Source organism: Akkermansia sp. 54_46 (assembly GCF_001917295.1).
In the GTDB taxonomy this organism is placed as follows: Bacteria; Verrucomicrobiota; Verrucomicrobiia; order Verrucomicrobiales; family Akkermansiaceae; genus Akkermansia; species Akkermansia muciniphila.
Genome location: NZ_MNUD01000035.1, coordinates 23,734 through 49,107 on the forward strand (window position 1 = coordinate 23,734; position 25,374 = coordinate 49,107).

The following is a 25,374-nucleotide window of genomic DNA, read 5'->3' on the forward strand; positions in this document are numbered from 1 at the left end:
CCGGCATCCCGCCCATGCCGGGCAGCATCCATACATACCCAGAAATAGATTGTCTTTGCAGGACTGTCCCCTATCATGCCGGAGGCATTAAAAATACTCTTCTCTCCCCCCATGAATATCAGGACCCACATCCAGGCGCTTCTCATCTGTACCATGCCCCTGTCCGCACAGGGGCAAAGCATCGTGGATTCACGGGCCTCCCTTCCACGAGCCGTCCAGCTTCACGGGGATGAAGGCAGGGAAACGGTGCGGCCAGACGAATCCAAGCGCATCTCTCCGAACGAAGCGCCGGCATCCCGTGTTCAGCCCCAGCGGATCGTCAACCGGATTGCCGCCACAGTCAACGGCCGTCCCATCACGGCCAATGAGGTCAGCGTGCGTCTCATGCCCATCGGAGCACAGCTCGCGGCCCAGTATCCCAAACAGGGGCCCGAATTCTACAAGCAACTGGCCCTGGCGAAAAAAAACATCATTGAAGACCTGGTGGAGCGAGAACTGCTCCGCAATGAATTTGAAGGCATGGGCGGCGTCATTAGGGACTCTCTCATTGACCAGGAAGTCAACCGCACCATCCTGACCACCTTTAACGGAGATCGTTCCGCCTTCCTGAAAAACCTGAGCCTCTCCGGCATGACCATCCGCGCTTTCCGGGAAATGACGAAAAAACAGCTCCAGGTTCAAATCATGCGGGCTTCCAAATACGACCAGGAAATACCGCCTACTCCGGAGGAAATACAGCAGGAATACGAATCTACCAAAGAACAATACCGGGACCTGACCAAAGACAAAATCAAATTCAAGAAAATCTTCATTCCCATGCTGGGGGATGACTCCGCCTCCACGCCGGAAGTACAGCTGAACCTAGCGGAACTCATCGCCAAGGAAATCAAATCCAAAAACGCCACCTTTGAGGAAATGGCCAAACGCTACTCCAAGGATCTATATGCGGAAAAAGGCGGTGACTGGCCCGTTACGGAACGCTCCACGCTCTCCCCGGAATCCGCCGCCATCATCTTTGGCGCACAGCCCGGCGAAATCATCGGACCGTTGGTGGACTCCACCGGCTTCACCATCGTATTGGTGGAGAAAAAGGAACTGGCGCCGCCGCCCCCCCTCTCCGCCATCAAGGAGCAGATTGACATCATGGCGCGCAACAAGCGCAGCAATGAACGTTATAAAAAATGGGTGGAACGCCTCCGGAAAAAAGCCATCGTCAAAATATACATCTGATTTTTCTCCTTTCCCCATTGCCGGACCGGCCCATTCAACAAGGCCGGTCCGGCGTTCTCTCTTTCATTCCCCCTGTTTTTCTTTCCGCCAACCGTTCCGTCCGCTCTCCTTCTCCTGCCGGGGGCATCTTCCTCTCGCCCATATCTCTGGAAGACGCCTTCATACATAACTGGACGGCGGCCGCAAGTCATCCCGCCTGACGCGTGGAACCCTGCTGACGTAATCCGGGCAGAAACCATATCCTGCTGAATAAAAATCTTGCAAGATGGCAGATTTCCAGTCGTAATATCACAGATATGTTCACCAATATTACACGCACGACCCTCTGCATTACTGCGTTCAGTATCGCCAGCCTCATGGCGGCGCCTCTGAATGCAACCAAAACGGAGAGCCTGGATTGGAACTGGAAATTCGCCCGTTTCGGGAAAATGCCGGATGGCAGTACGCAACCGGAACCGGGAAAAGCCATGGGATTCGCCACTGCCACCAGTGAAGAATCCGGCAATCCGGCGGACAATGCCGTGGACGGGGACAAGTCCACCCGCTGGTGTGCCGCCAGTGGCAAAAGCGGAGAAAAAATCACCGTGGACATGGGACGCCCCGTAGATGTAAAAACCGTTAACATCCTGTGGGAAAAACAAAGCAACCATCTTTTCAAGCTGGAAGGCTCCGGTGACGGAAAACGCTGGGCAACTATTGAAGACAAAACTTCCGGGCAAAACGACTCCAAGGAAGACACGGTAGAAAACAAAACCGGCAAACCGCGATACTTCCGCATCACCGTCACGGGCAATAACCAGAGCAACTGGGCCAGCATCCGTGAAATCACCTTTAAAAACGACAAGGGGGAAATTATCCGCCCTCAGGCCGCCGCCGGAACCAGTAAGTCGGACAATCCCTCCAGCCCCTCTTTCAACGACAAAAACTGGCGTTCCTTGAACCTGCCGCACGACTGGGGCGTGGAAGGCCCCTTCCGGATGGAAATTGAAAACAGAACCGGAAAACTCCCCTGGGTCGGCATTGGCTGGTACCGCAAAACGCTGGAAATCCCGGCGGACGCCAAGGGCAACCAATTCTATCTGGACTTTGACGGCGTTATGTCCCGCCCCAAAATTTATGTGAACGGACACCTGGCCGGCGAATGGAAATACGGTTACAGCTCCTTCCGCGTGGACATCACGCCCTTCCTGAAATTCGGGCAGCAAAATACCATTGCCGTCAGAGTGGACAATCCCCCCAGCACCTCCCGCTGGTATCCGGGCGGCGGCATCTACCGCCATGTGTGGCTCACGGAATCCAACCCTGTGCACATCGAACACTGGGGCGTTTTCGTCAAAACTCCGGAAATCACCAAATCCGCCGCCAAGGTGGAAGTGGACACCACGGTAAAAAACACCACGGACAAAGCCGTCATCCCCACTGTTACTGAAGAAATCCTGGACGGAGGTAAAATCGTAGCCTCCACAACCACCAAAGGGGAAGAAATTCCCGCCGGGGAAAAGGGCAAAATCACCAGCACGCTGACGCTCAAAAACCCCACTCTGTGGACCCTAAACGCTCCCCATCTGTATAAGATGAAAACCACGGTCAGGATGGGAGACAAAGTCATCGACCAAAAATTCACCAACTTCGGCGTAAGAACCGTTGAATGGAAACCCACGGGATTCTACCTTAACGGGGAGCGCGTGCAGCTCAAGGGCGTTTGCCAGCACCATGACCTGGGACCGCTCGGCTCCGCCGCCCACACTCGAGGCTATGAGCGCCAGATTGAAATCCTGAAGGAATTCGGCGTCAACTCCATCCGCACGTCCCACAACCCGCCTGCGCCGGAAGTGCTGGACCTGTGCGATAAAATGGGCATCCTAGTCATTGACGAACTTTTCGACGTATGGCAATGCTCCAAAGAAGGCGTCAACAACGAATCCTTTAACGAATGGCATGAACGGGACGTGGTTAACCTCTGCCACCGGGACCGCAACCACCCCTGTGTCATTGCATGGAGTTCGGGAAATGAAGTTCCGGAACAGGGAATGAAAAATCTGCACCATATCTCCCAAACCCTGACGGATCTTTTCCACCGGGAAGACCCCACGCGCAAAGTGACTTCCGGCTGCAACAACGCCAATGCCGCACGCAACGGCTTTGGGGACACCCTGGATGTTTACGGCTACAACTACAAGCCCTGGGCCTACAAGGACTTCGCCAAGGACCGCCCCCACCAGCCGTTCTATGGTGCGGAAACCGCCTCCTGCGTCAGCTCCCGCGGAGAATACTTCTTCCCCGTGGACTGGAACAAGGGCAAGGGATTCTACCTCTACCAGGTCAGTTCCTATGACCTGTACGCCCCCGGCTGGGCCAACCGTCCGGATGTGGAATTCGCCGCTCAGGAAGACAATCCCAACAGCGCGGGAGAATATGTATGGACGGGCTTTGACTACATTGGGGAACCCACCCCGTACAATCTGGACGCCACCAACGCCCTGAACGTGCCGGAAGGGCCGGAACGCGAAAAGCTGATGGCGGAACTCAAAAAACTGGGAGACCGCGCCCCCTCCCGCAGCTCCTACTTCGGCATCGTGGACCTGTGCGGCTTCAAAAAGGACCGCTTCTACATCTACCAAGCCCACTGGAGGCCGGATCTCAAGATGGCGCACATCCTGCCGCACTGGAACTGGCCGGAACGCAAGGGGCAGGTAACACCCGTGCATGTCTACACCAGCGGGGATGAAGCGGAACTCTTCCTGAATGGGAAATCCCAGGGCGTCCGCAAAAAGGGCACCGGGGAAAAGGACCGCTACCGCCTCGTGTGGGAAGACGTCAAATACACGCCCGGCACCCTCAAAGTAGTCGCCAAAAAGGACGGTAAAATCTGGGCTACGGACACGGTAACCACTACCGGAAAACCTGCGGCACTCACCCTCAAGCCGGACCGCAATGAAATCAAGGGAGACGGCTATGACCTGTCTTATGTCACCGTAGCCGTCCGCGACGCCCAGGGCCGTATGGTGCCCCGAAGCAAAAACCAGCTCACCTTCAGGGTAAGCGGCCCTGCGGACATCGCCGGCATCTGCAATGGTGATCCCACGGACTTCACCACCATGGCGAATCCGGAAAACAAGAAAATCATGAAAATCAAGGCCTTCAATGGTCTTGCCCAGGTCATTCTGCGCTCCCGCAAGGGAGAATCCGGAAAAGTGACGCTCCAAGTCATCTCCAACGGACTCAAGCCGGCTCAGACAACTGTGACGGTCAAATAAAAAAACAGGAAAAACTCCGTTCCAGCCGCCGGGCTCCATCAGGAAACCCGGCGGCTTTTTCATCACATTATTCCGGGGAAAAAGAGCCATCTTTCCACCCTCTCCCGGACAGGTAGGGATTGAAAGAAAAAAACTTTATGCTACCCTTTTGCCCATGTCTGATCTGCCCAAAGCATACGATCCCTCCCTGGTGGAAGAAAAATGGCAATCCCGCTGGATTGAAGAAGGTTGTTTCAAGGCTGACCCGGCTTCTGAAAAGCCTGCCTACTCTGTCGTCATCCCTCCCCCCAACGTCACGGGAGTGCTGCATCTGGGCCATGTGCTGAACAACACCATTCAGGACATCCTGGTGCGCCGCGCGCGCCAAAAAGGATACGAAGCCCTCTGGCTGCCCGGAACAGACCATGCCGGAATCGCCACGCAGGTAAGGGTGGAAAAAGACCTCAAACAGACAACGGGCCGGAGCCGCCACGATCTGGGCCGTGAAGCCTTCCTGGAAAAAGTCTGGGAATGGAAAGAAAAACACGGAGGCATCATCATCAACCAGCTCCATAAGCTGGGTTGTTCCTGCGACTGGGACCGCGAACGCTTCACGATGGATGAGGAATACACCAAAGCCGTTGGACAGGTCTTCATTGAACTCTTTAAGGAAGGACTCATCTACCGGGGCCGCCGCATGGTCAACTGGTGCCCTGTATCCCTCACGGCCCTCTCTGATGAAGAAGTCATCATGACTGAGCAGAAAAGCAAGCTCTACACCGTTCTTTACAAACTGGAAGACGGGTCCGGAGCCCTCCATGTAGCCACCACCCGCCCGGAAACCATCATGGCGGACGTGGCTGTGGCCGTCAACCCGAAGGATCCGCGGTACGCCCACCTCATCGGGAAAAACGTCATGCGCCCGCTCAATCCCACCCCCATTCCTATCATCGGAGATGAATATGTAGAAATAGAATTCGGCACGGGCGCTCTGAAAATCACTCCGGCCCATGATAAGGCCGACTTTGAAATAGGCCGGAAATTCAACCTGGAAATTATCGACATCCTTACCCCCGACGGTCATATCAACTGCCCGGAAGTGCCCGAACTCCACGGCATGGACCGCTTTGACGCACGCCGCAAATCCGTGGAAATGCTGGAAGCCTCCGGCCTCATGGTCAACATTGAAGACTATGATAACAAAGTCGGGTTCTCCGAACGCGCCAATGTCCCGATTGAACCGCGCCTCTCCATGCAGTGGTTCCTCAAATACCCCTGCGTGAAAGAAGCCGCGGACGCCGTAGCGGGAGGGGATATCACTTTTCGCCCCGCGCGCTGGGCGAAAACCTACGCCCACTGGCTGGAAAACATTCAGGACTGGTGCATCTCCCGACAGCTCTGGTGGGGCCATCGCATCCCGGTCTGGTACCGCAAAGACAAGGCGGAAGAACTCAGGAACGCCCCGGCGCTGGACGCCTCCGCACTGGAACAGGGCTTCCTCTACGTGGGAACCGAACCGCCCCAGGACCCGGACAACTGGATTCAGGACAACGACGTAATGGACACATGGTTCTCCTCCTGGCTGTGGCCTTTCTCCACCATGGATGAGGAAACCCGCGCCAAATTCTATCCCACTACGGATCTTGTCACGGGACCGGACATCATCTTCTTCTGGGTGGCGCGCATGATTATGGCCGGATACCGTTTCCAGCATGACAAACCGTTCAGCAACGTCTTTTTCACGTCTATCATCCGTGACAAAATCGGGCGTAAAATGAGCAAATCCCTGGGCAACTCCCCGGATCCTCTGGACCTGATCGCCAACTACGGAGCGGACGGCCTCCGCTTCGGACTCATGCGCATCGCCCCCACAGGAACGGACGTGCGCTTTGATGAAAACCAGATCAGCGAAGGCCGCAACTTTGCCAACAAGCTGTACAATGCCACGCGCTTCCGGCTGATGCAGGGAGATGCCAGGGGAGAAACGGCCCCTCACTACTCATCCGTACATATCTCCATTATCTCCAAGCTCAAGCAACTGCATGCAGATGTAGAAAAAGCGCTGGCGGACTACGAATTCAACGCCCTCATCCAAACCCTGTACCAATTCTTCTGGAACGAATACTGCGACCGCTTCCTGGAAGCCGTCAAGGGTGACCTGAAGGACGGGGCGGACCCAGCGGCACGGGCAGCCACGCTCACCACGATGGACACGGTGCTCAGGCACTACCTGGCCCTTCTGCATCCGGTCATGCCTCATATCACGGAAGAACTCTGGGCCTCCCTGGGCTTTGCGGAAAGCAACGGCGGCCTGCCGCTCATGCGCACTCCTCTCCCCTCTGCCGAAAACCTCCTGGCAGGACTTGATGAAAGCCGCATCACCTTGGCGAATACCCAGGCCGCAGCCCTTTATGAAACGGCCAACAAGGCCCGCAACCTGAAAGCGGAATACGACCTTTCCAACAATAAAAACGTCAGCTTCATCCTGAAAACTCCCCACGACGTACCCCAGGATATCCTCTCCCGTCTGGCCATTTTGGCGAACGCCAAATCCGTCATCCGGGACGCAGCTTACTCCTCCCCCAAGGGAACGCCTGCGGCCCTCACGCCGCTTGGGGAACTCTTCCTGCCCCTGGAAGGCCTTATTGACGTGGAAGCGGAAAAGGAACGCCTGGGCAGGGAACTGGACAAAATAGCTAGGGAAATCGCCAAATCCGCGGCCAAGCTGGGTAATGCGGGCTTTGTGGAAAGAGCTCCGGCAGAAGTCGTGAATCAGGAAAAAGCCCGTCTGGCGGACTGGGAGGCAAAACAATCCCAGTTAAAAGGGATGCTTGATTCCCTTTCCTAACCATCTATCATTCCGGGAATGAATAATATTCAAAAGTACTTTGCCGGCCGCGAGCAATTCATTGAATTGCTTGAAGCGGTGGGTATACGTACTCTTGAACAATTCGCTTCCGCGGACCCCTCCACCGTTTTGCCTGAACTTCACCAGGCAAAACGGATGCTGAAACTGCAGACGGAAATTCCTTCCGCTCCCGTTTTCAGGGAATGGGTGAATCAGGCTCTTTCTTCTCCTACTGCGCCGGAACCGGAGCTTCTTCCCATCCATGAGGGCGACGGCCTCCCCCTTGCCACTCCCGTTGACCCTTCGATTACTGATTCTTCAGAAAACAGAAGGGAACGTGGGCGTTCCCATACGGACGGACCTCCAAAACATCTCTCCGCCAAGGCCAGGCTGCAGGAAGAACACAGCTACCAGCCCGCAAAACATGTTCACACCCACAAGGAGCCGAAAACCTACCTTCGCAAAAAAGGCATCAAGCACATGACCTCCTTCCGGACATGGATGGGAGCCGTTATCGTCCTGCTCCTGTTCATCTGCATCCTCTTCTCCATTTCGGTCACCACCCTTGTGCTTCTCAATGGAGAACGAGGCTGGCCGTTAATCAGCCTCTGCTTCGGCCCCTGGATTCTGGCGCTGGTTCTCTATCTTTCCCTGGCGCTTCCCCGGAAATGCAGCGTGTGCAGGGCCCATGTCTTTTCCTTTAAAAAATACACCCGCAATAAGGCGGCCCACCATATTCCCCTGTTCGGCTACGTATTCGCCACGGCACTGCATATATTCCTCTTCCGCTGGTTCCGTTGCCCGGCCTGCGGTTCCTCCCAGCAACTGGGAAAACCCCGTACCGAACCGCACAGGCATTAACGAAGCTTAATTCCTGCGCCAGGCTTCACGGTATCCCGGCCTCCTGCCTCCTTTCTTCCCCTTACCTGGCATTCGGAAGGCGGTTCCTCCATCTGTCCGTCCCTTCCATTATCTGCCCCTATTCCCCGCACTTCAACCCCACGCTCTGACGGGACAGGAAGCCCCTGCCCGCTTCCGTATCTCATGGAACGGCTCCCGGCAACGCCCCCTTCCGGTAACTTATTCTATAAAAAGCCACCATGAGGAACCGCCTCAAAACCGGCTCGGAAAAATCCGGCAAGAAGGCCGTTTCTCCGTCTCTTCCGGATAAATACGTTTCCTCCTTCCTCCGGATATCCTAGCAACTCAAACATGCGTTCAACGTCATGGAAAAGCATATCCCTGAAAACGGCAGTCCAGAAAAACAACCGGACATTTCAACAACCGGAATTCCCCCCTCATAACCTATTCCGGATTTGCCGGCCTCCTGCGCCAGGCAAGGGCTGCGCTCCGGCAACCTTCTCCCTATATGGGAAGCACACCGTAATGAAAACTTATCAGAAAAACGGGGACAATAAAAAACGCCATCCTCCTTTTCGGAGGATGGCGTCCAAAATCCTGAGACGTCTCGGTTAGAGCACTTCCGGAGCAAGGGAAACAATCTTCATGAACTTCTTTTCACGGAGTTCACGAGCGACCGGCCCGAAAATACGGGTGCCGCGCGGGTTGTTGTCCTTGTCGATGATGACGACGGCATTGCCGTCAAAACGGAGCACGGAACCGTCATCACGGCGAATCGGGGCGGCGGTGCGCACTACCACGGCCTTCACCACGGTTCCTTTCTTCACGGAAGCGGTGGGAATGGATTCGCGGATGTGGCAGGTAATAATGTCGCCAATGTGAGCCTGACGGGTGCGCTTGCCGATAACGCCAATCATCTTGGCGGAGCGGGCGCCGGTATTGTCGGCTACCTGGACTAGGGATTCCATCTGGATCATGGTATCAAATCTCCTTTACTTAATGGTTGATTCCTGATTAATGGGTAAGCACTTCCACCAGTTCCCAGCACTTCAGCTTGGAAAGCGGGCGGGTTTCAACGATACGTACCTTATCGCCTACCTTGGCCGTGGAATTTTCGTCATGGGCATAGAACTTCTTGCTCTTCTTGACGATCTTCTTGAACTTGGGGTGCGGAACGCGGGCAACGTATTCCACAACGATGGTCTTGTCCATCTTGGTGGAAGTCACCACGCCGACGCGCGTCTTGCGAAGGCCGGGCTTCTTGGTTGTTTCGGTTTGTTCGGACATTGGATTCTAAAAGTGTTAGAATATTCTGTAATTACCGGAAATCCTCAATTAAACCTCCCCGGTTTCACCCTTAATGGTAAGGGCGCGGGCAAGGTCCTTGCGGACGGTGCGGATTCTCTGGTTGTTTTCCAACTGGCCGGTGGCCTGCTGGAGGCGGAGATTGAAAAGTTCTTCACGAAGGCTGCGCACCAGAGCGGAAAGCTCCTTGGCGGACATAGCACGAAGTTCTTTGGCGGAGTTCTTATCGGACATGGTGATGAGTAGCTTTAGTGTTGAACGCCTTGACGATAGACGAAGCGGGTTGATACGCCCAGCTTGTTGGAAGCCAGTCGAAGGGCTTCACGCGCCTGGGATTCGGTCACGCCGCCTACTTCAAACAGAATGTTGCCGGGGCGAACCACGGCTACCCAGCCTTCCACGGCGCCCTTACCCTTACCCATACGAGTATCCGGGGGACGGGACGTAAAGGATTTCTGCGGGAAAATGCGGATGAACACCTTACCTTTACGTTTCAGGTAACGGTTGATCGCAATACGGCAGGCTTCAATCTGGTTGTTGGTGATCCAACCGCGGTCGAGCACCTGAAGGCCGAAGTCACCAAAAGCAACATAGGTACCGCTGGTGGCATTGCCGGAACGGCTGCCGCGGTGCATCTTGCGGTGCTTCACTCTCTTGGGCATTAAAGGCATATCTTATTCCTCCTTGTGTTAAGTGTGATGAACAAATGTGGTAGCGGCTTTCTTAGGCGCGCGGACGACGGGGTCCGCGAGGGCCGGACGGACGGGAATTCTGCTGGGAGACGACTTCATCGCGCTTGTTGACCCAGCACTTCACACCGATGATGCCGTACAGGGTACGGGCTTCGGCAAAGCCGTAGTCAATCGGAGTGCGGAGCGTTTGCAACGGCACCTTGCCTTCGCGGTACCATTCGGCACGGGCAATGTCAGCCCCGCCAAGACGGCCGGCGCAGCGGATGCGGATGCCGTCGGCCCCGCGTTCCATGGCAACCTGCACGGCGCGCTTCATGGCGCGGCGGAAGGAAACGCGGCGTTCCAGCTGGACGGCCACGTTTTCTGCAATAAGCTGGGCGTCCGTTTCAGGGGAACGGATTTCCACAATGTCAATGTTGACCTGGGTGGAAGCGCCGCACAGGCTCTGGAGGTACTGGCGGATCTTTTCAATTTCCTCACCCTTGCGGCCAATGACAAGCCCCGGGCGGGCAGTGTGGACGGTGATGCGGACACTGTTCCAGGCACGCTCAATCACGATGCTGGAAACGGCGGCGGACATCAACTGTTCCTTGATGTACTTGCGCATCACCAAGTCTTCATGCAGCTTGGTGGCGTAATCCTGGCCCGTGGCGTACCACTTGGAGCGCCAGTCCTTGTTGACGGCGAGGCGGAACCCGATTGGATTTACTTTCTGACCCATGATATTAGTTCAGCTATATGTGTGTTAGATTGGTATGGCCTAGCCTTCTTGATCGGCCAGGATAACGGTGATATGGGATGTACGCTTGCGGATCATGTTGGCGGATCCGCGGGCGCGGGGCATCGTGCGGCGCATCGTGGGCCCTTCATCGACCATGACGGACTTGACCACCAGCGTATCAACGGACAGTTCCGCATTATTCTCGGCGTTGGCCAACGCGGACTTGAGCGTCTTATTCAGCAGGTAGGCACCTTTCTTGGGGGTGTAGGACAGGATGTCGGTCGCCTGGGAGACGGACAAGCCTTGGATTTCTTGAGCAACATCGCGCATCTTCTTGGCGGAGATGCGGGCGTATTTGTAAACAGCTTTCACTTCCATGGGTTTTTCCTCGTAGTGCAGGTTATTATGAAGATGATTTAGTCGTTGGTTTTTACTGAGGCAGAATCTCCGACGCGCACCGGATCGGCTGGCGTCTCAAGTTTCTGAACAAGCGCGCCACATACTTCCTTGCGGACGTCCGTGACTACGGCTTCTCCGATGGTTTGAGCTCCCCGGGTTAACCGAACCGGCATCCCGACTTGCATTCCTGCCGTTCTGCCGGTATTCAGCACCACCACTCCGGATTCGGAATCAATGCTGAGCACCTTGGCTTCCGCCAGGGTTCCCGCGCCATCTCGCACGGGCTGTTGCCTGTATCCCAGAACGGATTCCAGCAGGCGCAGAGAACTCTCCACAGCCGTCCTGGCGTTCGCATCTTCGGATATGGCTTGTTTCATGTAGGCAAGGATGGCTCCGGAGAGCTTGACGGATGCCTGCTCCAACCGCTGGACGCGGTCATTAAAAGCTTCGATGTCCGCCATCGCCTGAATCAGGCGTTCCTCGCTGTTACCTAGCGCAGCGCCCCCCAAAGCTTCCAGCCTGGAACGGATGTCCACCAGCTGTGCGGCCGCCTTGTCGGCGTCGCTGCGGGCCTGGACATAGGATGCCTTGAGGGCCGCATTCTGCTTTTCGAGGCGCTCGATTCTGCGCGTCAGTGCCGCCGTATCCTCTTCCGCTCCCTGCAACGCCCCGCCCAGCCCTACCAAGGTGGTAAGAGAGTATGCAAGGATGGAAGAAGAATTCGACATGTTGATTGTTAACTTACTGATTACTTCTTACCGATACCGCCGTGCTGTTTGAAGACACGAGTCGGGGCAAATTCACCAAGCTTGTGGCCTACCATGTTTTCCGTGACGTACACGGTGGCAAAGTTCTTGCCAGCGTGCACCAGGAAAGTCAGGCCGACGAAGTCAGGCGTAATCATGGATGCGCGGCTCCAGGTCTTGATCGGCTTGCGGTCGCCGGATTCAAGCTGAGCGTCGATCTTGGCGAGAAGCTTTTGGCTGACAAAAGGGCCTTTTTTGAGAGAACGTCCCATGTTATATAATCCTAGTTAAAGTTATAATATATTGATTACTTGGCATTGCGGCGCTGTACGATGACGGAGTCGCTGGGCTTGCGGAGACGGCGGGTCTTCTGGCCCTTGACGTGGCCCCACGGAGATTTGAGGTGCTGGCGACCGCCACCGGACTTGGACTTGCCTTCACCGCCACCGTTCGGGTGGTCGACGGGGTTCATCGTCATACCGCGCACGGTAGGACGAACGCCCATCCAGCGGGTACGGCCGGCCTTGCCGGACATTTCGTTCATGTGCTGGGTATTGCCTACCTGGCCGATCGTGCAGTAGCAATCTTCATTGAAACGGCGGATTTCACCGGAAGGCATCTTGATCAGCGCGTAACCCGCTTCACGGTTGGAAACGATGGCCTGCTGGCCGGCAGCGCGGGCTACCTTGCCGCCGGAACCCGGACGAATTTCAATGTTGTGAACGGAAGTACCCAGAGGAACGTTTTTCAAGGGCATGGCATTGCCTACCTTGGGAGCAACCTTCTGGCCGCTTTCCACCTTCATGCCCACCTGCAGCCCCGTGGGGGCCAGAATGTAGGATTTTTCACCATCCTTGTACTCAATCAGAGCAATGCGGCAGGTACGGTTGGGATCGTATTCGATAGTAAGGACAGTAGCGGGCACGTCAAACTTGTTGCGTTTGAAGTCCACCAGGCGATATTTGCGCTTATGGCCACCGCCAATGTGGCGGGTGGTGATGCGGCCATTATTATTGCGGCCGCCGGATTTCTTGAGGGGTCTGCAGAGACTCTTTTCCGGGGTAGAGGTGGTGATTTCGTCAAAGGACGGCCACACCTTGTAACGGTTAGAGGGAGTAACTGGCTTGAATGACTTGAGGGACATGATAGCTTTCCTTCCTAATAGGGGCTTTAAACGAGGTCAAGGGTTTCACCGTTGGCAAGCTTGACGTAAGCCTTTTTCCAATGAGCGGTGCGACCTGCATCAGAGCGGCGCTGGCGCTTGAGCTTGCCGTCATAGTTGGCGGTACGCACGGATGCGACCTTCTTGCCGAAAGCAACTTCGACAGCCTTCTTGATTTCGATTTTGTTGGCGTCACGATCAACTTCGAAGACCAGCTCGCCGGTAGTTTCCTGGAGCATGGTGGCCTTTTCGCTGATGCGCACCTTCTTGATGACTTGGTAAATGTCTTTCATGGCTTCTTAAGCAGTACGGCTGGCGAGGGTTTCTAAAGCGTTGTCAACGAGGATCACTGCATCAGCATTCATGAGCTGTTCAATGTTCACTTCCGCAGCGGTCATCAGGAGAACTTCCTGAACGTTGCGGGCGGCACGGTAGGTGGTTTCGTCAAAGGAAGCTGCCACAATGAGCACCTTCTTGGCATCCGTCAGGTCTTTGACGGCTTTGATGAAAGATTTGGTCTTGCCGTCAGCCACGGAAAATTCGGAAACGGTGCTGACCTTGGAAGCGGCAATCAGGTCACCCAGTACGCGGCGCAGAGCCAGGCGTCGGGTGCTCTTGTTCACCTTCTTGCTGTAGTCGCAGGGGCGGGGACCGAAGACCACGCCGCCGCCCACAAAGATGGGAGCGCGCTTATCGCCGTGACGGGCATTACCGGTGCCCTTCTGGCGGAAGATCTTTTTGTTATTGCCGCTGACTTCTGCGCGGGTCTTGGAATTGGCGGAACCGGTGCGGCGGTTCGCCTGGTAAGCCACGATCAGGTCATGCACAGCCTGGGAGCCCTTGTCACTGCCTACAACCTGGATGTTGGCGGCGGCGGCGGCTTCTAATGTAAAGGTATTTGCGGACATAGATAGGTTTTCCTATAATCAATGTGAGGTTAACTAAAGCCTTACTTCTTCTTGGCGGGGCGAATCACGAGGTAGGAACCGCGCGCGCCGGGCACAGCACCGGAGATAAGGATGACATTATCTTCCGGACGAACGGCGACGACCTTCAGGTTCTGCACCGTGCGCTTGGCATTGCCCATCTGTCCGGGCATCTTCTGGTTCTTCCAGACGCGGCCGGGGGTGGAACAGCCGCCTACGCCGCCGGTACGGCGGTGCATCATGGAGCCGTGGGCGGCGGGAGAACCGTGGAAGTTGTGGCGGCGCATCGCGCCCTGGAACCCCTTGCCTTTGGAAGTGCCGATCACATCGACCCACTGTCCGGCGGAAAAGAGATCCACGCCGGGATCTTCAGCGCCTTCAGCAGGCAATTCAGACGCTTCTACGCGGAATTCCTTGAGGAGTTTGGTGGGCTGGATGCCCAGTTTCTTGAAGTGGCCGGCCTGAGGCTTGGCCACGCGACTTTCCTTCTGCGCATCAAAGGCGACCTGGATAGCATTGTAGCCGTCCTTTTCTTCCGTTTTAATCTGAGCGAAGGTGTTGCCTTTGACGTCAATGACGGTCACGGGCACCATAGCGCCGGATTCCTGGTCAAACAGGCGGGTCATACCGACCTTTTTTCCGATAAGTCCTAGAGCCATTGTAGTGTGTCTTTCTGTTTTTTAATTACTTATCCGGGTACCAAACTAGATGCGGATCGTGATGTCCACCCCGGCCGGAAGATTAAGCTTCTTGAGCTCATCAATCGTGCGCGCGGTCGGATCAACGATGTCGAGCAGACGCTTGTGGGTGCGGATTTCAAACTGTTCGGCCGATTTTTTGTTGACGTGAACGGAGCGGTTCACAGAAAACTTTTCAATGCGGGTCGGCAACGGAATCGGGCCGTGAACTTTGGCTCCGGTGCGCTTGGCGGTTTCAACGATCTCCTGGGAGGAGCGGTCGATAGCGCGGTAGTCAAATGCGCGGAGTCGAATGCGGATTTTTGGACTTTGCATGGACGTGCGGTCTATTGGTTATACTTCAAAGGTTTGTTTATTTAGCCTTCTCGCTGACAATCTGGTCAACGAGGTTCTGGGGCACCTGTTCAAAGTGGGAGGGCTCCATGGAATAGGAAGCGCGGCCACTGGAAAGGGTTCGGATGGCGGTGGAATAACCGAACATTTCGGACAAGGGGACCATAGCCTTCAAAATGCAGGCGTTGGCCTTGTTTTCCATGTTGCTGATCTGGCCGCGGCGGCGGTTCAGGTCGCCCATGATGTCGCCCTGGTAATCGGTCGGGGTGGAAGCTTCAACGGACATGATGGGTTCCAGCATGATCGGCTTGGCTTTCTTGAAAGCGTCCTTCATGGCGAAGATGGCAGCCATCTTGAAAGCGTTTTCATTGGAGTCCACTTCGTGGTAGGAACCGTCCACCACTTCAACGTGCACGTCCACCACCGGATAACCGGCGACGACGCCCGTGGTCATGGCTTCATTAAGACCGGCATAAACGGCGTTCATGTATTCCTTGGGAATGGCGCCGCCTACGATCTTGTTTTCAATGGTAAGCCCCTTGCCACGTTCGTTCGGCTTCACATCGATGACCACGTGGCCGTACTGGCCGCGGCCGCCGGACTGCTTGACCAGTTTGCCGTCGCCATGGGCAGGGGCAGTAATGGTTTCGCGATAGGCAATCTGGGGCTTGCCGATGTCGGCTTCCACCTTGAATTCGCGCATCAGGCGGTCAATAATGATTTCCAGGTGAAGCTCACCCATGCCGGAAATCAGGGTCTGGCCGGTTTCTTCATCAGTCTTCACCCGGAAAGTCGGGTCTTCTTCAGACAGACGGCCCAGAGCATTGGACATTTTTTCCTGGTCAGCCTTGGTCTTGGGCTCTACCGCCATGGAAATAACGGTTTCCGGGAAGGTGGGGGGTTCCAGGCAGATATCATTGTCCGGGCTGGTGATGGTGTCGCCCGTGGTCACGTTGCGCAGCCCCACGATGGCGGCAATGTCACCGGAGTACACGGCATCAATATCCGTATGCTGGTCAGCCTGAATCTGAATGATGCGGCCCACGCGTTCCGTCTTGCGGGTGCGGGGATTGTACACGGTGTCACCCTTCTTGAGAACACCGGAGTACACGCGGATGAACACCAGCTTGCCGACGAATTTGTCAGCCCAGAGCTTGAACGCCAGCACCATGGGCTTGGCATCGTCCGTAGCGGTGATTTCGAAGGTCTTTTCCGGATCCAGCGTGCTTTCCGCGTGGGCGGGAACGGTTTCTACCGGGGAGGGGAGGTAATCCACCACGGCGTCAAGCAGGAACTGAACGCCTTTGTTCTTGAAAGCGGAGCCACCGGCAACAGGCACAAATTTGTTGGCGATGGTGGCGCGGCGGATAGCTTCCTTAAGCTCTTTGGGCGTGAAGGGTTCTTCCATGAGCACCTTTTCAGCAAGCTCATCGTCCACGTCAGCCACACGGCTCACGAGTTCATGGTAGGCCAGTTCGGCTTCTTCCTTGAGTTCGGCGGGAATATCCTCAATCGTGTAGGTGGAGCCCAAGCGGTCGTTGTCGGCGTAAATAACGGCCTTCTGGTTCACCACGTCAATCTGGCCGCGGAGCTGGTCTTCAGCGCCGATGGGGATCAGAATGGCAGCGGCATTCGCGCCCAGCTTGTTGTGGATATCGTCCAGCACGTTGTTGAAGTTGGCGCCGGTACGGTCCATCTTGTTGACAAAGCACATGCGGGGCACGCTGTACTTGGTGGCCTGGCGCCACACGGTTTCCGTCTGGGGCTGCACGCCTGCCACGCCGCAGAACACCACGATGGCGCCGTCAAGCACACGAAGGGAACGTTCCACTTCAGCGGTGAAGTCAACGTGTCCGGGAGTGTCGATGATGTTCAGCTGGAAATTTTCGCCTTCGAACACTTTGCTGATACCTTCATTCTTCACCTGCTTCCAGTTGGTGGTGACAGCAGCGGAGGTAATGGTGATACCGCGTTCGCGTTCCTGCTCCATCCAGTCGGTCGTGGTGGAACCGTCGTGGGTTTCACCAATCTTGTGAATCATGCCGGTGTAGAAAAGAATACGCTCGGACAACGTGGTTTTGCCGGCGTCAATGTGAGCGGAAATACCGATATTGCGGTAACGCTCAAGGGGAGCCTTGCGATTGGGATTATTTACGTGATCGGACATAGTGTCTGGAAAGTATCTGTAGTGATCGAAAGTGAATGATTCGGCTGACAGTCGCAGAAGGAATTACCAGCGGAAATGGGCAAAGGCGCGGTTGGCCTGAGCCATTTTATGAACGTCGTCGCGCTTGCGAACGGAAGAACCCTGATTGTTGGCGGCTTCCTTGATTTCGTTGGCGAGAGCCTTGTGCATCGGCACACCCTTGCGGTTGCGGGCGTAGTTCACAATCCAGCGCATGGCCAGGGATTCGGAACGGGCCGGATCCACTTCAAGCGGGACCTGGTAAGTAGCGCCACCGACGCGGCGGCTCTTTACTTCCACACGGGGTTTGGCATTTTCAATAGCGCGGGTGATTACTTCCAGAGGATCAATGCTGTCCGTGCCTTCGTTAGCCATGTCAATAGCGGCATAAACAATGCGTTCCGCAAGGGAGCGCTTGCCATCCAGCATAACCTTGCTGATCAGTTTGCCAACAAGAGCGCTGTCGTAACGAGGGTCACGACGTTCGATTTTTCTATAAACGCGTTTACGGCGAGCCATAATATATAGTAGGTAAGATGTTTGGTTTACTTGGCAGCAGCCTTCGGACGCTTGGCGCCATACTTGGAGCGGCCCTGGCGGCGCTTGTCGACACCGAGGCAGTCAAGAGCGCCGCGGACGATATGGTAGCGAACACCCGGCAAGTCCTTCACACGACCGCCGCGAACAAGCACGATGGAGTGTTCCTGAAGGTTATGACCTTCGCCGCCAATGTAGGCGATCACTTCTTCACCATTGGTAAGACGGACTTTAGCCACTTTACGAAGAGCCGAGTTCGGCTTTTTGGGCGTACGGGTCATCACCTGGAGACAAACACCGCGGCGTTGCGGGCAGCTATGAAGAGCGCGTGATTTGGACTTCTCTTCCGGAGTAATACGTCCCTTGCGGACGAGCTGATTAATGGTCGGCATGTTTTCCTGCTTTGGTTGTGGTTCGTCGGTCTGATCCGATATTCAAGGCGAACATTCCTTTTTATAAGCAGGAAGCGCGCCTTTTTTCCGGAGGCAAACCCGATAGAAAACGTATTTCTTGTGCCTTTCGGCACGTTTGGGGACGGCCAATATAACGTGATTTTATATCATGACAAGTCTTTTATTCATCTTTTCCTAAATATTTTATCCGTTCCATTTTCCCCGCTCCTTTTAAAACTCCATTTCGGGCTCCCGGGATCTCTTTTCCTCCCCGTCCAGCAGTTCTCCACCTATGGAGGATGAAACAAAAAATCTTCTTCACAGGCAAAAAAACCATTTCTTCATGTCCGGTATGTTACCGCAGAAAAAAATGCATGAAGTGCCGAAGAGACACAAAAAACAAGCTTTCCATCAGAATTCACGAAAAATTTTTTCATAAAAACGGCAGCTGGTCTATTATTTATTGTTAACCTGCCTGCTTTCCCATTTTGCCCCGTCCGGAAAGCATGACATAGAAAAATCCGTTTCCGGAACGCATCCGGAAACGGATTTCATCAATGAACTCAGCAGCCCGCTATTTCCCAGGGGTCACCAGGGAATGTCCGGACATTTCGGCAGGCTGTTTCAACCCCATCAGGCTCAGCAGCGTGGGAGCGACATCCGCCAGAATGCCATCGGAGAGAGTTACCTGATCCTTGTCGTCCGCCACGTAAATGAGATCCACAAGGTTGGTCGTGTGGGCTGTATTCGGAGAACCATCCTCATTGCGCATGTGTTCGGCATTGCCATGATCCGCCGTAATAAGCAGCTTGCCGCCAAGTTCCAACACCTTCTTCACACATTTTTCCAAGGCGCTGTCCACTGCTTCGCAGGCGGCGATGCCGGCTTCCACAAATCCGGTATGGCCAACCATGTCCCCATTGGCGAAATTCATGATTACCACATCATACTTGTCCACAGCGTCCACAAATTTATCCGCCACTTCCGCCGCGCTCATCTGGGGCTTCAGGTCATAAGTAGCCACTTCCCGGGGGGAAGGAACAAGGATGCGGTCTTCTCCGGGGAACTGGGTCTCCACACCTCCGTTAAAGAAGAAAGTAACGTGGGCGTACTTTTCCGTTTCCGCTATGCGGAGCTGGGTTTTCCCGGCTTCCGACACAATCTGCCCGAAAATATTGTTCAGCTGTTCCTGTTCAAAAACAATGGGAGAGGGATACTTGGCATCGTATTCCGTCAACGTCACATAGTGCACTTTGGGCGTTACTTCACGGTCAAATCCGTCAAATTCGGGGTAAAGGAAAGCGTCGCTCATCTGCCGGGCGCGGTCCGCACGGAAATTAAAGAAGAACACCACATCGTTGTCCCTCACGCGCTGTTCGTTGCCATAGGCAAAAATGCCGGGCTTCAGGAACTCATCCGTCTCCCCCTTCGCATAACACTGCTCCACATATTCGGCAGGGGAGCAGGAGCACTGTTCGCCGCGCCCCAGAACGATGGCATCCCATGCCAGCTTGTTGCGGTCCCAGCGCTTATCCCGGTCCATCGCATAGAAACGGCCGACAACCGTGGCAATTTTGGCGCCGTACGGCCTGACGGCTTCCTCCAGCTGGCGAATAAAGCCGGCCCCGCTGGTTGGCGAGCAGTCACGGCCGTCCGTAATGGCATGGATGCAAATATCGCGGACACCCGCTTCATAAGCATATTTGACGATGCCGATCAAATGGTTGATATGGCTGTGCACGCCGCCGTCACTCACCAGGCCAAGCAGGTGCAGACGGGAAGAAGCGGCCTGGGAAAAAGCGGTCTTCAGCACGGCGTTTTCCCCCATGGACCCATCTTTGATGGCATTATCCACCCGGCAGAGGTCCTGAAAGACAACGCGGCCCGCACCCAGGTTCAAGTGTCCTACTTCGGAATTACCCATCTGGCCGTCCGGAAGGCCCACGTCCTCCCCGGAAGCGCCCAGCAGGCTGTGGGGATAGTTGGCAAGGAGGTAATCAGTAAAGGGGGTATCAGCCAGAACAGTGGCGTCACCGTACTCTTTCGCGACATCAGGCCCCAACGGATTGCGGCCCCAGCCGTCGCGAATAACAAGAACGACAGGCTTTTTAGAAGACATAGGCTTTATTTACAGGCATCCCCTCCTTTTGAAAAGCCTGAAATCAGGCATTCCCTCTCCGATTCCGGAATTGCCTGAGGTTTGCCGCCCTTCCCCACACGGACGACTACATATCTTCCCCTCATCACCGGACGCTCGGAATGAAATACGGCAAATTTCCATTCCAGAGAACTGGTTCCCACCGTTCCCAGGCTTAATTCTATGCTCAGCCAATCTCCCAGCCCCGCAGAGCTGGAGTAATCTGCCTCCACATGCACGCGGGGCCATCCGCAGTCTGGGGAAAGAACCTCCACCCCCCGGGAACGCAGGTACTCGTGCTCCACTTCTTCCACCAAACAAAGCAGCCGGGAGAAGTGGGCCACCCCGGAAGCATCCGTATCATGAAAAGCTACCTGGCGCGTTCTGACAAAGGGAATGCAGGGAAAATCTTCAGGCATGCCATCATCCTGCCTCCTCCCCCGGAACCATGTCCAGCCGCAAATGCGCGACAATATGTCACATCAGCTTGATTTGTGACATGCCGCTCTTTATATATAAGAGCAAGCCGCACGGCAACGGACCCGCCGCCATGAAAAAAGACACCATTGACAAGCTGATCGGCCGCATTGACCACATCAAGGAGGAGGATCTCCAGCGCTTTTTTGTCAAGCTGGCGGAACAGCAGGGTTTTTTCCAGCAGGTATTTGAAGCCATTCAGGAAGGCCTGATCCTGCTGGATAACAAGGGAAAAATTCTGTTCGTCAACAAGGCTGCCCTTAAACTCTTTGACAAGGAACGCGGGCAAATAACCCCGGATGACTTCTGTATTTTCCTGGGCAGGGACTGCTCATGGGACACGATCCAGCAGAGCCAGACCGCCGTCTCCCGGGACACGGAAATCTTTTACCCGGAACACAGATTCCTGAACATTTTCATTTCCCCCATCGGCAGCAAAAACCAGGGCCACCTGGTCCTGATACGGGATGAAACGCCCCGGCATAAAAAAAACGCGGAAAACCTTGAGGCAGAACGCCTGAATACCTTGACGCTGCTGGCCGCAGGAGTGGCTCATGAAATAGGCAACCCCCTCAATTCCATAGGCCTCCATCTCCAGCTCCTGGCCAGGAAGGCAAAGCAGCTGCCTCCAAAGTACCGGACGGACATGGAGGAATTGCTGAAAACAGCGGAGAGCGAAACCACGCGGCTGGACGTTATCCTGAAGCAATTCCTCCAGGCCATCCGCCCCACCAGGCCCATCCGGGAACCCTACAACATTGAAACCATCCTCATGGAAGTGCTGAAACTGCTGGAACCGGAAATCCAGCAGCGCGGCATCCAAATCAACACGGACCTCCAGCCCAGTCTTCCCATCCTCAGCCTGGACCCCGTCCAAATCAAACAGGTCTTTTACAACCTGATCAAGAATGCCTACCAGTCCATCCCTCCGGAGGGAGGCACCATTCTGCTCAAAAGCGGTTATACGGATGACAGCGTATTCGTTACTGTGGCGGATACCGGCTGCGGTATTTCACCGGAGGTCATGGGCAGCATTTATGAACCTTTCCTGACCACCAAGTCCACCGGCTCCGGACTGGGGCTGCTTATCGTTCGCCGCATCGTGAAGGAACACGGCGGGTCCATCACGCTGGCCAGCCAGCCGGGTCAGGGAACTACCATCACGGTCTTCCTGCCGCGCGTGGAACGCACCATCAGGCTCCTGCCATCCTCCATTCCCTCATGAAGATGCCTGTTCTGCTGATTGTAGATGATGAAAAACCCACGCGCGACGCTCTGCGCATGGGTTTTCAGGATGATTATGAAGTGTACACCGCCGCCAATCTCTCCCAGGCTTCCGCCCTCCTGCAGGAAGAATCTCCGGACCTGGTTCTGACGGATCTGAGACTGGGCGGGGAAAGCGGCATGGATGTGCTGAAAGCCGCTGCATCCCTGCCTCACCCTCCGCAAAGCATCATGATGACTGCCTACGGCTCCGTGGATGCCGCCGTAGCAGCTATGAAAGAGGGAGCGTACGACTTCGTCACCAAACCTCTGAATCTGGACGCCGTGGAGCTGGTGCTCAAACGGGCGCTCCATACCCGGAACCTGGAAACGGCCAACCAGGAACTCACCACCCGCATCCAGGCGGACTCCGGACTGCAAAAACTCCTGGGCAGATCCGCCGCCATGGAACACGTATTCTCCATTATTCGTCAGGTGGCCCCCAGCAAAACGACTGTGCTGATTGAGGGGGAAAGCGGCACCGGAAAAGAACTCGTAGCCCAGGCCATCCATTCCCTTTCCGGAAGGCCGGAAAATAAATTCGTGGCCGTCAACTGTGCGGCCCTTTCCCCCCAATTATTGGAAAGCGAGTTGTTCGGCCATGAAAAAGGCTCCTTCACCGGAGCCGGACAACGCCGCATCGGCCGCTTTGAGCAGGCGGACGGCGGCACCATCTTTCTGGATGAAATCGGGGAAATAGACGCCGGAACACAAGTCCGGCTGCTGCGGGTGCTGTCTGAACGGACCATTGAACGCGTAGGTTCCAATGCATCCATTCCCGTCAATGTGCGCGTTATCGCGGCCACCAACAAATCATTGAAAAAGCTCGTGCAGGAAGGAAAATTCCGGGAAGACCTCTACTTCCGCCTCAATGTGGTGCATATCCAGATGCCCCCCCTCCGGGACCGCCGTGAAGACATCCCCCTACTTGCCACCGCCTTTCTGAAGGAATTCGCCAGGGAAAACAACAAGGAATTCAAACCCCTCTCCCGGGACGCCCTTGAAGCCGTCCGGAATTACCAGTGGCCGGGAAACGTTCGTGAACTCCGCACGGCCATGGAACATGGCGTCGTCATGAGCAATTCCGCCAGCATAGGCCTCCATCATCTTCCCCCGCAACTGCAGGATACTTCTCCGGAAGCCGCTCCACAGGAACGGCCGGAGGACAATGCACCCAACACGCAGAATGGGCTTGTCCCGGCCGGGGTTTTGAATTTATCCTTGCTGGAACGGAATGCCATCCAACAAGCGCTGGCCCAGTCAAACGGCAATAAAACGGCAGCAGCCCACCTGCTGGGCATCAGCCGGCGCACTCTTCAACGCAAACTACAAGACATCCTCCATTCATGAATGAGCCCTCCTCGGCATCCCGCACCCCTTTTATCATTATCCTTATCCTGCTGCTGGCAATCACGGGGGTGCAGTACTTTTTCAACTTTAACGGGCTGGGCACTGATGCCGCCATGGACCACGCCCAAATCGCCCGCAACGTAGCCAGGGGGCAGGGGATGACCACCAACTGGCTGAGACCCATCCAGATGGTCTCCGGAAGCACACGCGCCGGCCTCAACCCTTTTCTTTCAGACGCCCAGATACACGAACAGGAAGCCATCCGGGCCGGACAAGGCGAAACCCTCGTCGATCCGGAAAAATTCAATCCCTATGCCCTCCGGGACACACGCAACGCTCCGCTGAACATCCTGACGGAAGCAGCTGTCTTCAGGATGGCCGGCGTCCACAAATTTGACCTGTGGAGCATGACGGGCTCATCCATGATTTACCTGCCTGACCGGATTGTGGCGGGCATTTCCTGCATGTTTTTCATCCTGTCCGTCCTGAGCTGCTATTACATCCTTCTCCGGATGTTTGACGTCACCATCGCCTGCTTCACCTGCCTGACGATGATACTCAGCAATCTTTTCCTGCAATACGCTACCAGCGGCCTCCCGCAGATGATGATGCTCTTTTTCTTTGCCTGGGGCATCCACTTTTTGTACACGGCCCTGCAAAACAAGGAAGAAAACCGCGCATTCCTGTGGCCTCTCATCGGCAGCTCCATCTGTTTTTCATGCGTCTGCCTTACCGGATGGATCGGGCTGTGGCCCATGGCCGGTTTTCTGATTTTTGCAGGCATCCGGTTCAAACCGCACGGCCTGTACTGCATTCCGGGCCTTATCACTCTCCTTCTTTTCCTGGCCTACCCCATTTACATTAACCGCTCCCTCAGCGGAGGCTTCTTCGGAACGGCTTATTACACCATCTTCACGGGGCTGACCGGCAATGAAGAAATAGCGATGAACGCCCTGGTTTCCGGGAGCATTCCCATCGCTGCCCAAAAAGTAGTCACTTCCGTCATCAACAACATTCTGACACAGGGTGACCTTCTCTACGAAAACCTCGGCAATCTCCCCCTGGCCATGGTATTTCTGCTGGCCCTCCTGCATAAATTCAAACGTCCGGAAGTCAACCAGTCCAAATGGGGCATCTTTGCCATGTGGGTTCCTGCCGTCATCGGCATGGCCATTTATACCTCCAATAAAACCGGCATTTCCTTAGGGCAAATTCAAATCCTCTTCGCTCCCTTTTTCACGGCCTATGGCACGGCATTTGTTCTCAACCTGATAGCCAGGCATTCCAACAAAGAGCTAATCTCCATCCTTCGGGGAGGCGTCCTGCTGCTCTCCCTTCTCATCACTTCCCTTCCGCTTCTGCTCAACCTTCCGCACATTGTGCGGGTGGGCATCCTGACGGCCGGCCGCGGCATTCCGGCATGGCCGCCCTACTATCCCCTGGGCCTTAACCGGGATCTTCGCACCCAGACGGCGGAAAAGGATTTCATTCTCACGGACCAGCCGTCCGCCGTCGGGTGGTATGCAGACCGGAAAGCCATCGGCATCCCCAAAATGGTGGAACAATTCATGGTGCTGGAACGCATTTTGAAATTCCACGGCGGCAAGGTGGGCAGCATTCTGGTGACTCCTTCTTCCACGTCAAAAATGAACCTCCACACCATTTCCTCCTCCTATGGAGAATTCACTCCCCTCGTTCTGGAAGGCACGGTTCTGTTCCAGACCAAGGATAAAAACCCCGTGTACATCTTTGACCACAGCCGGGCGCTTGCCCCCCTGGCGCAGCGCTTTGGAACGCCTGACTCCCGCCAATTCATTCAGGGAGCGGAAATGATTCTTTACAAAGACCTTCAGGAAACCGCCCCTCAACCTTAATT

At 55.4% G+C, this 25,374-nt stretch carries 25 protein-coding genes; 7 read left to right on the top strand and 18 right to left on the bottom strand.

Annotation, left to right across the window (positions count from 1 at the left end; translation table 11 throughout):
* Nucleotides 1-111: 111 nt before the first annotated feature.
* From BHW66_RS09485 to BHW66_RS09500, 4 genes are all read left to right on the top strand, one after another.
* A complete protein-coding gene (locus BHW66_RS09485) occupies nt 112-1,230 on the top strand; it encodes a peptidylprolyl isomerase (RefSeq protein WP_031930148.1) in 1,119 nt (372 codons plus the stop codon).
* Nucleotides 1,231-1,526: 296 nt separating this feature from the next.
* Entirely contained in the window at nt 1,527-4,487 is a 2,961-nt protein-coding gene (gene galB, locus BHW66_RS09490; RefSeq protein ID WP_046437836.1) for a beta-galactosidase GalB, read from the top strand.
* Nucleotides 4,488-4,641: 154 nt separating this feature from the next.
* Complete coding sequence (locus tag BHW66_RS09495; protein WP_046437838.1) at nt 4,642-7,314, top strand: valine--tRNA ligase; 2,673 nt, start codon at nt 4,642-4,644, stop codon at nt 7,312-7,314.
* 18 nt (nt 7,315-7,332) lie between these two features.
* Nucleotides 7,333-8,175 (top strand): DUF4332 domain-containing protein, encoded by an 843-nt coding sequence (locus tag BHW66_RS09500; RefSeq protein WP_046437840.1) that lies wholly within the window; start codon nt 7,333-7,335, stop codon nt 8,173-8,175.
* Between the two features lie 611 nt (nt 8,176-8,786).
* Here BHW66_RS09500 and rplN read toward each other — a convergent pair.
* From rplN to BHW66_RS09590, 18 genes are all read right to left on the bottom strand, one after another.
* The gene (gene rplN, locus BHW66_RS09505; protein ID WP_012419350.1) at nt 8,787-9,152 is read right to left on the bottom strand and encodes a 50S ribosomal protein L14; all 366 of its coding nucleotides are present in this window, start codon (nt 9,150-9,152) and stop codon (nt 8,787-8,789) included.
* 37 nt (nt 9,153-9,189) lie between these two features.
* Nucleotides 9,190-9,462: a 30S ribosomal protein S17 gene (gene rpsQ, locus BHW66_RS09510; RefSeq protein ID WP_012419351.1), complete on the bottom strand. Its 273-nt coding sequence runs from the start codon at nt 9,460-9,462 to the stop codon at nt 9,190-9,192.
* A gap of 48 nt (nt 9,463-9,510) precedes the next feature.
* Nucleotides 9,511-9,714, bottom strand: coding sequence for a 50S ribosomal protein L29 (rpmC, locus tag BHW66_RS09515; protein WP_012419352.1), 204 nt, complete (start codon nt 9,712-9,714; stop codon nt 9,511-9,513).
* 14 nt (nt 9,715-9,728) lie between these two features.
* Entirely contained in the window at nt 9,729-10,151 is a 423-nt protein-coding gene (gene rplP / locus BHW66_RS09520) for a 50S ribosomal protein L16 (RefSeq protein ID WP_012419353.1), read from the bottom strand.
* Nucleotides 10,152-10,203: 52 nt separating this feature from the next.
* Entirely contained in the window at nt 10,204-10,893 is a 690-nt protein-coding gene (gene rpsC / locus BHW66_RS09525) for a 30S ribosomal protein S3 (RefSeq protein WP_046437843.1), read from the bottom strand.
* Between the two features lie 39 nt (nt 10,894-10,932).
* A complete protein-coding gene (gene rplV, locus BHW66_RS09530; protein WP_012419355.1) occupies nt 10,933-11,271 on the bottom strand; it encodes a 50S ribosomal protein L22 in 339 nt (112 codons plus the stop codon).
* 38 nt (nt 11,272-11,309) lie between these two features.
* On the bottom strand, nt 11,310-12,020 hold the full coding sequence (locus tag BHW66_RS09535) for a hypothetical protein (protein WP_012419356.1): 711 nt from the start codon (nt 12,018-12,020) through the stop codon (nt 11,310-11,312).
* Between the two features lie 20 nt (nt 12,021-12,040).
* Complete coding sequence (rpsS, locus tag BHW66_RS09540) at nt 12,041-12,310, bottom strand: 30S ribosomal protein S19 (protein ID WP_012419357.1); 270 nt, start codon at nt 12,308-12,310, stop codon at nt 12,041-12,043.
* Nucleotides 12,311-12,345: 35 nt separating this feature from the next.
* Entirely contained in the window at nt 12,346-13,182 is an 837-nt protein-coding gene (gene rplB, locus BHW66_RS09545; protein WP_012419358.1) for a 50S ribosomal protein L2, read from the bottom strand.
* A gap of 26 nt (nt 13,183-13,208) precedes the next feature.
* Nucleotides 13,209-13,493 (bottom strand): 50S ribosomal protein L23, encoded by a 285-nt coding sequence (gene rplW / locus BHW66_RS09550; protein ID WP_012419359.1) that lies wholly within the window; start codon nt 13,491-13,493, stop codon nt 13,209-13,211.
* Between the two features lie 6 nt (nt 13,494-13,499).
* Nucleotides 13,500-14,108 carry a 50S ribosomal protein L4 gene (gene rplD / locus BHW66_RS09555; RefSeq protein WP_012419360.1) on the bottom strand — a complete coding sequence of 203 codons (609 nt, stop codon included), beginning with the start codon at nt 14,106-14,108 and terminating at the stop codon, nt 13,500-13,502.
* Nucleotides 14,109-14,149: 41 nt separating this feature from the next.
* On the bottom strand, nt 14,150-14,785 hold the full coding sequence (gene rplC, locus BHW66_RS09560; protein ID WP_022198349.1) for a 50S ribosomal protein L3: 636 nt from the start codon (nt 14,783-14,785) through the stop codon (nt 14,150-14,152).
* A gap of 45 nt (nt 14,786-14,830) precedes the next feature.
* Nucleotides 14,831-15,139, bottom strand: a complete 309-nt coding sequence (gene rpsJ / locus BHW66_RS09565; protein WP_012419362.1) for a 30S ribosomal protein S10 — start codon at nt 15,137-15,139, stop codon at nt 14,831-14,833.
* Nucleotides 15,140-15,176: 37 nt separating this feature from the next.
* The gene (gene fusA / locus BHW66_RS09570; RefSeq protein WP_012419363.1) at nt 15,177-17,324 is read right to left on the bottom strand and encodes an elongation factor G; all 2,148 of its coding nucleotides are present in this window, start codon (nt 17,322-17,324) and stop codon (nt 15,177-15,179) included.
* A gap of 63 nt (nt 17,325-17,387) precedes the next feature.
* Nucleotides 17,388-17,861: a 30S ribosomal protein S7 gene (gene rpsG / locus BHW66_RS09575; RefSeq protein WP_012419364.1), complete on the bottom strand. Its 474-nt coding sequence runs from the start codon at nt 17,859-17,861 to the stop codon at nt 17,388-17,390.
* Nucleotides 17,862-17,887: 26 nt separating this feature from the next.
* A complete protein-coding gene (rpsL, locus tag BHW66_RS09580) occupies nt 17,888-18,271 on the bottom strand; it encodes a 30S ribosomal protein S12 (RefSeq protein WP_012419365.1) in 384 nt (127 codons plus the stop codon).
* 574 nt (nt 18,272-18,845) lie between these two features.
* Entirely contained in the window at nt 18,846-20,390 is a 1,545-nt protein-coding gene (gene gpmI / locus BHW66_RS09585) for a 2,3-bisphosphoglycerate-independent phosphoglycerate mutase (protein WP_022198350.1), read from the bottom strand.
* 5 nt (nt 20,391-20,395) lie between these two features.
* The gene (locus BHW66_RS09590; RefSeq protein WP_065529601.1) at nt 20,396-20,827 is read right to left on the bottom strand and encodes a thioesterase family protein; all 432 of its coding nucleotides are present in this window, start codon (nt 20,825-20,827) and stop codon (nt 20,396-20,398) included.
* A 131-nt stretch (nt 20,828-20,958) separates the two neighbouring features.
* On the opposite strand from BHW66_RS09590, the gene BHW66_RS09595 reads away from it, so the two are divergent.
* From BHW66_RS09595 to BHW66_RS09605, 3 genes are read left to right on the top strand one after another with little or no spacing between them, the layout of a single operon-like run.
* Nucleotides 20,959-22,110 (top strand): ATP-binding protein, encoded by a 1,152-nt coding sequence (locus tag BHW66_RS09595; RefSeq protein ID WP_046438004.1) that lies wholly within the window; start codon nt 20,959-20,961, stop codon nt 22,108-22,110.
* Nucleotides 22,107-23,498 carry a sigma-54 dependent transcriptional regulator gene (locus BHW66_RS09600; RefSeq protein WP_031930155.1) on the top strand — a complete coding sequence of 464 codons (1,392 nt, stop codon included), beginning with the start codon at nt 22,107-22,109 and terminating at the stop codon, nt 23,496-23,498. Before BHW66_RS09595 ends, BHW66_RS09600 begins: the two co-directional genes overlap by 4 nt.
* Nucleotides 23,495-25,372: a hypothetical protein gene (locus BHW66_RS09605; protein WP_215439312.1), complete on the top strand. Its 1,878-nt coding sequence runs from the start codon at nt 23,495-23,497 to the stop codon at nt 25,370-25,372. The genes BHW66_RS09600 and BHW66_RS09605 overlap by 4 nt, the downstream gene beginning before the upstream one ends.
* The last annotated feature ends 2 nt before the right edge of the window (nt 25,373-25,374 follow it).